General features: G+C 33.9%; 11 protein-coding genes. 6 read left to right on the top strand and 5 right to left on the bottom strand.

All coding sequences use genetic code 11. The features are described 5' to 3' along the window. Positions 1-187: 187 nt before the first annotated feature. From BVG17_RS07295 to BVG17_RS07285, 3 genes are read right to left on the bottom strand one after another with little or no spacing between them, the layout of a single operon-like run. Positions 188-1,108 (bottom strand): tyrosine recombinase XerC, encoded by a 921-nt coding sequence (locus BVG17_RS07295; RefSeq protein WP_063630431.1) that lies wholly within the window; start codon positions 1,106-1,108, stop codon positions 188-190. 2 nt (positions 1,109-1,110) lie between these two features. After that, entirely contained in the window at positions 1,111-2,490 is a 1,380-nt protein-coding gene (lpdA, locus tag BVG17_RS07290) for a dihydrolipoyl dehydrogenase (protein WP_063630429.1), read from the bottom strand. After that, the gene (locus tag BVG17_RS07285; protein WP_063630428.1) at positions 2,483-3,592 is read right to left on the bottom strand and encodes an outer membrane protein assembly factor BamB family protein; all 1,110 of its coding nucleotides are present in this window, start codon (positions 3,590-3,592) and stop codon (positions 2,483-2,485) included. Before BVG17_RS07285 ends, lpdA begins: the two co-directional genes overlap by 8 nt. A gap of 330 nt (positions 3,593-3,922) precedes the next feature. Between BVG17_RS07285 and BVG17_RS07280 the strand changes: the two genes are divergently transcribed. Next, a complete protein-coding gene (locus tag BVG17_RS07280; protein WP_063630426.1) occupies positions 3,923-5,215 on the top strand; it encodes a cbb3-type cytochrome c oxidase subunit I in 1,293 nt (430 codons plus the stop codon). Positions 5,216-5,332: 117 nt separating this feature from the next. Here BVG17_RS07280 and BVG17_RS07275 read toward each other — a convergent pair whose 3' ends face one another. Further along, complete coding sequence (locus tag BVG17_RS07275; RefSeq protein ID WP_063630425.1) at positions 5,333-5,980, bottom strand: hypothetical protein; 648 nt, start codon at positions 5,978-5,980, stop codon at positions 5,333-5,335. A gap of 156 nt (positions 5,981-6,136) precedes the next feature. Between BVG17_RS07275 and BVG17_RS07270 the strand changes: the two genes are divergently transcribed. The 3 genes from BVG17_RS07270 to BVG17_RS10520 are packed head-to-tail and all read left to right on the top strand — an operon-like array spanning position 6,137 to position 10,354. Then, positions 6,137-8,701 carry a valine--tRNA ligase gene (locus BVG17_RS07270; RefSeq protein ID WP_063630423.1) on the top strand — a complete coding sequence of 855 codons (2,565 nt, stop codon included), beginning with the start codon at positions 6,137-6,139 and terminating at the stop codon, positions 8,699-8,701. Between the two features lie 41 nt (positions 8,702-8,742). Next, entirely contained in the window at positions 8,743-10,149 is a 1,407-nt protein-coding gene (locus tag BVG17_RS07265) for a hypothetical protein (RefSeq protein WP_241654207.1), read from the top strand. Beyond that, complete coding sequence (locus BVG17_RS10520) at positions 10,130-10,354, top strand: hypothetical protein (RefSeq protein WP_241654206.1); 225 nt, start codon at positions 10,130-10,132, stop codon at positions 10,352-10,354. Before BVG17_RS07265 ends, BVG17_RS10520 begins: the two co-directional genes overlap by 20 nt. Here BVG17_RS10520 and tnpA read toward each other — a convergent pair. After that, positions 10,302-10,736, bottom strand: coding sequence for an IS200/IS605 family transposase (gene tnpA / locus BVG17_RS07260; protein ID WP_143688839.1), 435 nt, complete (start codon positions 10,734-10,736; stop codon positions 10,302-10,304). The genes BVG17_RS10520 and tnpA overlap by 53 nt on opposite strands. Before the next feature lie 16 nt (positions 10,737-10,752). Between tnpA and BVG17_RS07255 the strand changes: the two genes are divergently transcribed. Beyond that, complete coding sequence (locus tag BVG17_RS07255) at positions 10,753-11,349, top strand: hypothetical protein (protein ID WP_063630421.1); 597 nt, start codon at positions 10,753-10,755, stop codon at positions 11,347-11,349. A 137-nt stretch (positions 11,350-11,486) separates the two neighbouring features. Continuing rightward, complete coding sequence (locus BVG17_RS07250) at positions 11,487-12,647, top strand: hypothetical protein (protein WP_063630420.1); 1,161 nt, start codon at positions 11,487-11,489, stop codon at positions 12,645-12,647. Positions 12,648-12,655: the final 8 nt, after the last annotated feature.

Below are 12,655 nucleotides of genomic sequence, written 5' to 3'. Positions count from 1 at the left end.
TTGCTTGACTTGTTTCTTTACATAGCTTCTAATTTAAATTCTGCTGTCTATTCTCTCTCATTCATAACCTTTTGCAAAACGTTTTTGCTTTCTTCTCTGCTGGTCACTATTGCTTATATAAAGCAAGTATAGTACTGAATGATGTTGCAAGCACTCAGTTCGGCAATATTATCGATTTAAGACGAAGTTAAGATTTCGATTTTTTATTCAAACTCTTCTGAAAGTTTTTATACATATTGAAGACATCTTGATAATTTAGGTGAGTGTAAACTTGAGTAGTTTCAAGGCTTGAGTGGCCAAGCAGCTGTTGTATTGATCTTATGTCAATATCTTCCTGAAGCAAATGAGTAGCAAAACTATGGCGAAATGCATGTGGAGATAAAATTTCTGGTAAGTTTAAAAATCTTCTTATTTTTTGCAAACGATTAGCAACATAAGTTCTTCCCAATTTTTTTCCTCTTACCCCGACAAAAAGATGTCCCGCTTCGTCAGAGTGGGGACAAGCTTTTATATATTTTTGTATACACTTTTTTACTACTGGAAGAATAAATACCTGCCTTTGTTTATCTCCCTTACCTGTTACTATTAAACTTTCATTGCTAATATCACTAACCTTAAGATTCAGTGCTTCAGTGATTCTTAAGCCCGTACCATATAGCAGAACGACAATTGCAATTTCTCTTTTTACCACCCAAGGCTCGCCTAGATCAGGCAATTTCATTTCTTTCAATAGAGTTTCTATGTTAGATATTGAAAGTGCTTTAGGTAGAGTTCTTCTCTGAATTGGCCTTGATAAAGAAAATACCGCTTCATTATTTATTTCATAATTGTTTTTTATATATTTGAAAAAATTTCTGATTACTGACAATGCGCGAGTGTTAGATCTCGCATTTACACCTCTTGCATAACGAGAGGTAAACCAACTTCTCAGTTCAGGTATGCTTAATTTTTCTAAAGAGCCAACATTTACTTCTTCACCAATGTGAGTATTTAGGAAATTTATAAGATCTTTGAGGTCCCTCATGTATGACTCCAAAGTGTTTGGTGAGTAAGACCTGTTGTACTTTAGCCAATCATACCATTTTTCAATGATTGAACCGAGGTCCACAGTTACTTTTTAAAGAAAGCATCGATGCACGCATCCCTAAAGGCTTCATTTATATCAGGATGAGAGTGACAAATTCTGTATATATCCTCTGCTGCTGCACCATATGCCATTGCAACCGCTGCTTCATTGATTAGCGTATCAGCGTATGCTCCTATGATATGTACACCGAGTATTGTATCTGCTTTGCTACAAGTCAGAACTTTCACGAATCCCTCAGCATCATCAGTGACTTTTGCTCTACCGTTTGCAGCAAATTGACATTTACCAACTTTATACTTTCGACCAGCACTTTTTAGTTCTTCTTCGGTTTTACCGATTGAAGAAACCTCAGGATGAGTGTAAATGACTGACGGTATGATTTCATAATCAACGTGAGGCAATTGCCTTGCTAGTATCTCTGCAACTGCCACCCCTTCTTCCTCAGCTTTGTGAGCAAGCATTGCTCCGCCAATGACGTCACCAATAGCAAATATTCCTTTTACATTGGTTTCATACCTACTATTGACTTGAATAAAGCCACGACTGTCTTTTTCTATTTTTTCAAGACCATCAGAGCATGGCTTACGCCCTACTGAAATCAGTACCTTATTCGCCTCTATAGTACTTGTTTGGTTATCTTTTACAGAACAAACTTTCACATTCAAAAAGTTACTACTTTGTTTTATCTCTTCAACTTTAGTACCAAGTAAAAATTTTATTCCCTGCTTTTGTAGACTAGAAAGCAGAGACTTACTTAATTCTCCATCCATTGCTGCAGCGATTCTATCAAGAAACTCTACTACGGTAACTTCAGATCCTAACCTACTCCATACAGAAGACATTTCAAGCCCTATTGCCCCAGCTCCAATCACAACAAGCTTTTTTGGCACTTCAGTGAGAGATAGTGCACCTGTTGATGAAATGATATTTTCCTCATCAATATCAATTCCTGGAAGAGAACTAACATCAGAACCAGTTGCAATTACTATATTTTTTGTCTTTAGTACCTTACCTTCAACTGAAACTTCAAGGTTGCCTTGATCAAAAGAAGTAATTTTTCCAAGTCCATTGATCTTAGTAATTTTGTAAAGGTTGAATAGATATTCTATGCCTTTTCCAAGCTCCTGAACTCTAGCATCTTTATAGCCTAGCATTTCTTTCAAATCAAGACTTACATCCTTAACCTTTATACCAAGTTTTGATAGATTATTTTTCGCGCTAGCATACTGATAAGAGGAATGTAGTAATGCTTTTGATGGTATACACCCAACTCGCAAACACGTGCCACCAAAAATGCTATTTTTGTCTATACAAGCAACTTTGAGTCCAAGTTTTGCAGCAGCAATAGCGCATTTGTAACCACCTGGGCCACCACCTATAACAATCAAATCATAATCAGTCATAAAGAACAAACCTATTTTCTAAAGAATAAACACCATTTCCTTCAGTCGTTATATACATCTTACCATGAGTAAATACTGGAGCATGAAACACATTACCAGGTATTTTAATTACCCTTCCTGTACTTTCAGATCCAGGAAAAGCAAACATTGAACCTTTATTGCTTGTCACCCACAGTGTATGGGCATACATAATTGGAGCAAACAATTGCACATTTTCTATTAAATCAGACGTCCAGACTGTTTTTCCACTTTGTATGTCAATGCCAATTATTTTATTATCTTTAGTCACCATGAAAATTCTTCCGCCTTCTTTTTGTTTCTCTGCAGGAATAAGAGGGCTATAATATGACTCTATGTCTGATACACTTTTTACTTGTAGTGGTTTTGACCATAAGATATTTCCTGATTTTACATCAATACCGTAAATATAAGAATTACTCGTAGCTATTAAGATGTTATCGTGTACTTTAGGTGTAGTAGTTACATCTGTAAGCTGTGTATCTAAAAGATTTGTAGCTAATTTTTGGCTCCACAATTTTTTACCTTCTTCATTAAAAGCTATTAACTCACCATTTGAAAATGGTGCTATTATTTTATCATTAGAGATTGTTGGTGAGATGGAATATAAACCTCGAACCTCATTTATACCATTTTGATAAGCCCAAATGGGGCTGCCATCTTTTATATCAAATACATGTAGATAGTTATCAATAGTCAATACTACCAACTTATTGTTTATTACTATTGCTTTCCCTCTTGCCGGAGCTCTTAATTCTTTTTCCCATTGAATCTCCCCTGTTTTCGCATCTATTGCGTGTAGAATGTTATCCACTACAAAGAAAACATTTTCTTTGTAGCTCGATAAACTCATATTACCAATTTTTTTCCTACTTGAGAGGTATAATTTCCAATTTATAACTCTTGGATTATCGACATCAAAGGAATATAAGGTACCGTGCTTGTCTGGTAAAATAATGCTATTTTCTGTAAGTATTGGAGCTACATATCCTTGAGATAACTTTTTATCTACTAGACTTATTCGTTCGTTTGCCATTGTATAGTTACTATACAATAACATCATCATGACAATTATTATTTTCATTATTTATTGAAAACAAGATTTATTAATATACATACTAGAAACCTCAATCACAACGAAAATATTCTTATTGTACATTAAAAGCATTGATCTACGAATGTAATGTTATACCATTATGTAAAAATGTTCTTACTACAATAACTTTTACCAAGTATGGATTAAAGTACATTTCGATAGCCCAGACTAACGCTGTCAGTAATACTACCATAATATGAAATGGAAATGGATTCAGCATTTTCAGGATGAAAGATATTGTTGTAATGTCATTCATTTAAACTATGCATATCAATTTGAAAAATGTACACTGTCTTATGCTATAGTACCTAAAAGTAAATGCTCAACATACAAGATAACACTCCACTTTGTAGGCAATGGGTATTCTTGGCAGTATGTGCCCTTGCTTGCTCTGGACTGCTGTCAATAATTGTTATCTTTCTACGATTGCCTTTCATTTCCTCTCTCATTCCCTCCGCACAATATATTTTTGATAATGCACTGGTGATACACGTAAATTTGTCAATTTTGGTATGGATGTGCTCTATAATATCTCTGCTCTTCATCATAAACTTAAAAAACACCAATCATTGGTTTAACTTCTCATGGATTCTCTCAATCCTTTCCATGCTGCTAATGTTTATATCTGCATTTGTTCCAAATACTGAAGTTATCAAAAGTAACTATATACCTGTATTACAAAACAAATTATTTTTACTTGGACTCAGTCTTTTCATTACCAGCATATTGATAAATACAGCTCTAGCCTACATATCAAATAAACAAGACTCATATCTTTCAATCGGACAAATTGGCCTGGTCATTATACTTGTGTCATCATTTCTTTGTGTTGTTTTAGCACATAAAAATATGCCTCCAGGTCTATATCACTCAGACAAGAATTTATTTTATGAATATCTCTTTTGGGGAGGCGGACATTTACTGCAGTTTGCCTTTGCTCAAGCAATGTTTTTAGTTTATTTGATCATACTGAATGCTCGCTATATTAGTCTAAATAAAATTACCATTTTACCACTATTTATAAACACAGTTTTGACCGTAGGTGCGCCGTTTATATATTTTATTTATTCGGCGGATAGTGCTGAATTGATACAGTTTTTTACCTGGCATATGAGAATTGCTGGAGCAGTTCTGCCGTGCTTTTTAACAATATTAGTGTCTTGCAACATAAAAACTCTGCTCAATGATAAGGGCAATTATCTTCTCCACTCGTTTGTATTGTTCATTTATGGAGGTGTGCTTGGAGTACTAACTATTGAAGGAAATGTCACTATCCCTGCTCATTATCACGGTTCTGTGGTTGGTATTACTATAGCTTTTATGAATTTTGTCTACTGGCTGTTACCAAAATTGGGCTGTAAAGAAATAAAAAGCTCCATAGTAAGATTACAGATTTATGCATATAGCTTGGGACATTTTCTCCACATTACTGGACTTGTTTGGCTTGGTGGATATGGTGCATTAAGAAAAGTTGCAGATCTGCCAAGTATTTCATCAATGTTGGCACGTGCTTGTTTTATTACGGGTGGAGCTATATCAGTTATTGGTGGAATGTTATTCGTAATAATTGTGATTTTACATCTTCTTAAAGGCAAGGCTCGTACCAACTAACCCACAGAAACAAAACTAAAAATTTTAGTGTAAAATTACTATATTTACTTTGTACTATGGCTCAAATAACCTGCTTCAAATTTGGAAAGGCAGTGAAATGAAAAAAACTATATCAAGCTACACTGAATTCTTATTTGCTACTCCTTGTGGTTCTTGTGTTCCATTTACTTGAGAGCTAGGTTTCATTATTAAATCACCAGCTAAGAATGCAGATACTGTTGCTATAACAACGATTAACCACATGTCCAATTTAGTTGTATGTTCAAGTGTAATATACACTACTAACCCAACAGCAAGACCAGTACTAGCAGTAGCGATGTATGTTGCTTTTTCTTTTAGTTGTTTATTTGGTTCATTTTCGACTTCTAATATTTTCTCTTCTTGCTGTAAATACTGGATTTGAATATCTAGTTTATTTTTTTCATCTTTTAATTCTATATTTTTGTTCCGAGCTGTATTACTTGCATATTCTAAGGCTTTATTTAACCGTTCAGCCTGATCATTTTTAGTTCGTAAGTCTTTATTTTCCTTCTCTAGCTGCTCAAGTTTATTTATTTTTTGCTTCATTTCACTTTTCATTTCATTTTTTAGTTCATTTCTTATTTTATCTTTTAATGTAGCTACTGCTTCTTCTGGGCTTTTTTTACCTTTTAACTCCAGCACGTCTCCAAGCAATTCTACTAAGTCTATTTTTGCTGGGTGAGGTACATAGTATGGATGACTTAGAATATCTCTAATCTCTTTTAAGTCATGAAAGTTAAGCATAATAAACCTCAATATTAAAAATTATTATGTAATACATTTAAAATTATAAGGTCAAGAAAATTTTGTATTGTAACGAGGCTAAATTAAATGATAGACATTAAAATTGCTGTATTTGCTCAATTGTGCTAACTTAAAGCTTAAAACTGAGAAATATTTATGTTGGAAGAAAAATACAGCTTTAGAGAAGTTGAAGACAAATACAATGTATTATGGGAAGGAAGTAAAGTTTATAAATGGAGTAGTGAAAAGGGTAACACTTTCACTATAGATACGCCCCCACCAACGATATCAGGAAAGTTGCATATTGGCCATATATTCAGCTATTGCCACACAGACTTTATTGCAAGGTTTCAGCGTATGCTGGGAAAAGATGTATTTTATCCAATTGGGTTTGATGATAATGGCCTTCCGACTGAAAGGTTAGTTGAGCAGACCTATAAAATTCGTGCAAAAGAAGTTGGCAGAGAAAAATTTATAGAGATGTGCCATGAGGTTATTGAAAAATCAAAGCAAGAATTCAAGGAATTGTTTAAATCAGTTGGCATTAGCTATGACTGGGATTTGGAATACCACACGATCAGCAAGGAAGCTGTGGCACTTTCTCAAATGTCATTTGTTGATTTATATAATAAGGGATATGCATACAGGAAAATGCAACCTATTCTTTGGGACCCAGTTGATAAAACCGCAATTGCACAAGCGGAAATAGAAGATAAAATTTTTGAGTCATCTTTAAATACAATAGTTTTTTCCACTGAAGAAAATGAGCAGATTCACATCGCAACTACACGACCTGAGTTGCTTCCAGCATGCGTTGCAGTTTTTTGTCACCCAGAGGATGAACGCTATACTCAGCTGATTGGTAAGATAGCCATAGTGCCAATGACAGGGGCAAAAGTTCCAATAATAGCTGATGATAAGGTTAAAATAGATAAAGGCACTGGACTTGTTATGTGCTGTACGTTCGGTGATGAGCTCGATGTATATTGGCAGCAAAAGCATAATCTGCCGGTGACAATTATAATTGATCAGGATGGAAGGATAAATCTGCATGCAGCGTGTGATCAAAAATGGATCCCAGTGTCACGCACTGGGATGACAGGGGAGAAAGATGCACAGTATCAAGCTACTCAGGTGACAGAGGAGACACATGCCGGTGTCATCCAAGTAGCTGACACTGGAATCCATGGACTAAAAGTTAAAGAAGCAAGAAAGAGGATCATTGAAATCCTCAGTGGAAAAGGACTTTTAATAGAAAGCACTAGCATTTCTCATTCTGTTAAATGTGCTGAAAGATCTGGTGCGCCACTCGAAATATTATCTACTTATCAGTGGTTTATCAAGACTTTAGAACAAAAAGCTCAACTGTTAGATAAAGTGAGTAAATGTAATTGGCATCCAGAATCTATGCGTAAACGTATGGAGGTGTGGATAGAAGGGCTAAGTTGGGATTGGTGCATCTCAAGACAGCGTTATTTTGGTGTACCATTTCCAGTTTGGTATTCAAAACGTAAGGGAGAAGAAGGCAAAATCATTCTAGCTGAAGTAAAGGATTTACCTGTAGATCCACTCAAAGATTTGCCGAAAGGGTATATTAAAGAAGAAGTTACTCCAGATCAAGATGTGATGGATACTTGGGCAACAAGTGCGATCACTCCTCAATTAAGTGCACTGGCAGTAAACAGTGAGCTCGGTTTACCAAGCCATCGGTATGATAAGATATTTCCTGCAGATCTGCGCAGCCAAAGCCATGAGATAATAAGAACTTGGGCTTTTTATACGATTTTGAAGGCGCATTATCATGCAGATTCACTGCCGTGGAAAAATATCATGATTAGCGGTTGGTGTTTAGCTGATGATAAAAAAAAGATGAGTAAATCAAAAGGTAATATCATCACTCCTCATGTAATGATTGAAACCTATGGAGCTGATGTAGTACGCTATTGGGCAGCAAACTCAAGACTTGGGGTTGACACAGTCTACTCTGAAAATATCTTCAAAATTGGCAAACGACTCGTTACAAAACTTTGGAATGCTAGCAAATTTGTTTCCATGTTCATGGAAACACATCAAGCATTGAGCATAAATTCTGTTCATGAGACGATGGATAAGTGGATATTGTCTAAGTTATATAAAGTGATAGAAAAAGCGACGAACAATCTATTACAGTTTGAATATTGCGAAGCTTTGAGCGCAATAGAAGAATTTTTTTGGAAAGATTTTTGTGATAATTACTTAGAGTTAGTTAAAAAACGTGCATATGGAGATGCATTGGACAGCGAGGCAAACATGAGTGCGAAACAGAGTTTGGCATATGTACTCAATATTATTTTGCGGTTATTTGCACCATTTTTGCCATACATTACAGAGGAAATATATCATCAGTTGTATAGTTATAACTCCGTTCACAATAAAAGTAATTGGCCTAACAAGGAAGAACTTACCTATGATAAGTATTCTGAGGAAATGGGAGATAATTTCGTGCAGATATTAAACCTTGTGAGAAAAATAAAAGCAGATAATAACGTATCAGTTAAGCATCTTATACAAAAGTTGATGATAAAAGCGAGTGTAAAAGAGGATGAGTTAAATTATTCTGCTCAGCATGATTTGCAGTCAGTTTGCAATGCTGAAGTGATAGAATGGGTTGAGAGTACAGAAGCAGAGCTTATAACTGAGAATGGAAAATTTACTGTAAGTCTATTGATTGATGTAACTTAGCATTCGTATTACTATACTAATTATTTAGTTGTGAGGTAATAATGATTGGTAATTCATATAATAATAAAATTGAAGAACAAAAAGACGATTATCATGACTTCATTCAAAGGTTTTTGTTTTTGCTCGGTAAGATAAAAGAAAAGAATAAATCAATTCACACTGCTGTAGCTAGTTTTCACATATTATCTTTTTTAATAAAATACAATGCCAATTTTAATGAAGATGAAGTGTATAAAGCCGTTATCCAAGATTTCAATAATATAAAAGAAGCTAGACCAGAGCTTCAAGATGAGGCTAAAAAAGTATTGAATGGGTATATTGCAAATGGTGTTGAAACAGTGTCAATATATGGTAGTTGTGCAGAAGTTAAATTGGGAGCTAATAAAAACAAATTCAAAGTCAGTGAGTTTTTGAATAGTAATTTCTGTCAAGATAATGGAATTTCAGGATTTTCAACTCTGCATAGCAATGGAAAAAATGGAATGCACGGTTTTGTTTCTGAAGAAGGAATAAGGCACTATGTTGTAACTGATGGTGCATACGAAATGACTCTGAATTGGTGTGATGAGGACGGAAAAAAGTGCACTATTATAATTAATATTGATGCTAATGGTATAGAACTTATCGAGCGTAATCGTGTTACTGATGATCAATTGAAAGCAAATAAAGATGTAAAAATAGGTAACTTATTCTTGTATCAAATAAAATTTAGAAATAAGGAGAAAGGCAATCATAAATCATCTGAGATTGTGATAGAAAATGGTAATAGAAATATTAACATTAAAACAACTCAAGAAATTGAGCGTGGCAGCAAAGAAGCTCAAATAGGCAGTACTAAAATGCAAGACAAAAGTGCACAAGTTGTAGATGAAAGCTTAAACGAAAGAATTAATAAATTGGAAAAAGAAAATACAAGATTGACTGAAGATAAAGAAACTATGTCAGAACAATTGCAGCAGAAAGTAAGAGAGATAGAGGAGTTAAATGGAAAGGTAAGTCAATTAAATGAGGTTTTGGCTGAAATAACACAAAAATTCGGGCAGCTAAGTGATTCGGTAGAGAGTGAATTTGAGGAGAAAAGAATAGAGAAGGAAAAGTTAGATAAGAAGTTAAGGGAAATGCAAGAAAAGATACAACAGTTAAGTAAAGAAAAGCAAAATTTGGAAGAATATGCTGAAGGTCGAGATGTCAGAGTAAAAAGACTAAAGGATCAAATAAGGAAATCAGAGTACGGACTGGCTGAATCAATGAATGAAAATAAAAGGTTAGAACAAGAACTGAATGATGCTCAAAAAAAGTTAAGTAATAAGGACAATGAAATCCAGAGATTAAAAAATCAATCACATGAATTAGAATCTAAAAAAGTAACAGAATTGAGGACATGTTTAGAAAAGAAAGAGAAAAAAAATAGCAGAGTTAGAAGCGCAGTTGCAAAAAGAAAGTTCTGAAACTTATGATTTAATACTTAAATCATCGGATTTAGAAGAAGAAAAAAAACGATTACAAAAAAAGTTAAATGAAAAAACTCAAGAAGTGATTAAACTAACTGTAGATTTAGAAGAACTCAACAACCATCACCTACAAGGTGAAGGGTTAAATTTCAATCAATTTGAAATTGATCATTGTCATGAAGTGGCTCGCCTTCCTGGGTAGATATGTACTCTTGTATAACCTCGTCTGTGATTGTACCAGAACTTACGGCTAAATATCCACGTGCCCAAAGGTGCCTGCCCCAAAAGTGCTTTCTTAGACTTGCAAAATCTTGCATCAGCAACCTTGAACTTGTTCCTTTCAAAAGTTGTACAATTTTACTAACACTTTGCTGTGGTTTATATGATATAAACATATGAATATGATCTACTGCAACTTTGCCTGAGATAATTTGGATCTCATTTTCCATAGTAACCTGCCTTAGCAGCTCCCTAACTCTAACACCAATTTGGCCTATTAGCACCCTTTTGCGATATTTGGGAATCCATACCAAGTGTACTTTCATATCGTACTTAGAGTGTGCATTATACCCATAACGTCGCATACGCGACTATTATAACTTGTCCTTCGCCTCAAGGCGAGACAATCCCCGAAGGGGGACACTAAGTAAGCAATCGGAAGAGAAAGAAACTAAATATTTCAGTAGGATTAAAGAGTTAGAAAAAATTCTTAATAAAGAAAGAAAAAACAGTGAAGAGTTGGAAAATTATATCATCAATCTGGAGGAAGAAAGTCAAATTCAACATGAAAAGTACAAAGAGTTACTATTTGAGAAGCATTCTATAAAAGAAGAAATTTCAGATTTGAATGATCAATCTTCATTAGTTCATCAGAATCGTGTGAGCTTAGCACAAGATTTGGCAAAAAACATGATATATTTGTTCAAAGAGAATGTAAGAGAAGGAGATAAAGTGATTATATCGCAGGAAACTGTATTAGAGATTTTGAATAGATTGGAGGAATTAATCAAGAATGTTGGAGTCAGTGATCAAGAAATAAAAGGAGTAATTGAAGAAATATCTGTACAAACTAATGATAGCCTTGCTCCTTCAGATATAAGTAATGGAGATTTATCAGCACTACCAAATAAAGAGCTGGATGAAGCTTCATATTCAGAAGATTTTGGATATTCTAGTAGATGTTCTACTCCTGTCTGATGCCACCTTGCATTTTGAGTTTAGTTAGAATATCAACTAAAGTTTATCACTGGTAAAATTGTGATAAGTGTTCTCCTCTACAGGTAAGACAATTTTAATCAATATATACAAGACTGCTGAAGTTTTGTATATGGGTGATGAGCAATTTACTTAATAAATATAATACATTTTATTTTATAGCTAGTTCTCTTGCTACTCTTACATTACTTACATCTTTAGCGCTTATTAATGCACCTAGTTCTTTAATTCTCGCTTTAGCTGTATTATCTGTTTTGGCTTTTATGATTTTGTATAAAATAATTATTGACACTAGGAAAGTGGGAAAGGAATTTGCTCACAAAGAGCGTGAGTTGACTCAAGAAAAGCACAATTTATACGAGGAAGGAAGAAAATTTGGTCAAAAAATAGAAGCTGAGAGGAAATCTTTTCTTAAAGAAAAAAAATCTTTGGAGGAGAAATTAGAAGCAAAAATGATCCATATAATTGGAATAACAGAAGAATTAGAAAAAGTAACGAAGGAGAAAGATGAGCTTGTTGCACAAGAAAAAGAACTACTCCATAAAATCTCATATTTGTGTAAACAGTTACAGGAAAAAGAAGCTAATCTAACTGAGAGGAAAAAACTCATAATCGAATTGAAAAGAAAAATAGACAATGATAAATATGAAGAATTATATAAGGAAGTAGAGAAATTATTCAAAGAAAAAGAGGAGTTATCTAAGGAAATAGACAAATTACGTAAAGAGAAACATATACTATATATGAAAAAAGAAGAATTACATAAAAGACAAGAAGAACTTTGTGTGGAATTAGATGAATTACAATGTAAATTTAAAGAAATTGATCAGAAAAATAAAAACTTATCTCAAGAATTAAAAAGGAAATTTGAAGAGCTAGATAAAGCAGATGGTTTAATTAAAAATCAATCTTTGGAGTTAGACAGAATAAGACAAGATTGTAATAACGAAGTAAAAAATTTAAGAAATTCACTTTTAGAGCGAGACAGTCAAATAAAACAACTTCAATATGTGATAGAAAAGGTAGAAGAATCAATAAGAGAAAATAGAGCAATTAAAGGTTATAGCACAAAAATAATATTAGGGGAGACTCAGAAAATAAAATTTATATTAGGGCAACTTGTTCAATTCACGCCAGGTGAAGATTATAGACCATTAGAAGAAACTTTACCGGGAGATCTTGGATATGAATCACTACCTGCCACCCCAACCAAATCGCCAAATTCACTATTAACAGAATCTTATGAACTTAATCAGAGTGAAGGTATTTGCAAAACATAATAACTAGC

The sequence above is a fragment of the Wolbachia endosymbiont of Laodelphax striatellus genome, from assembly GCF_007115015.1.
Lineage (GTDB): Bacteria > Pseudomonadota > Alphaproteobacteria > Rickettsiales > Anaplasmataceae > Wolbachia.
Note: the sequence above shows the minus strand (reverse complement) of the source record. Positions and strands in the feature narration are given on the sequence as shown.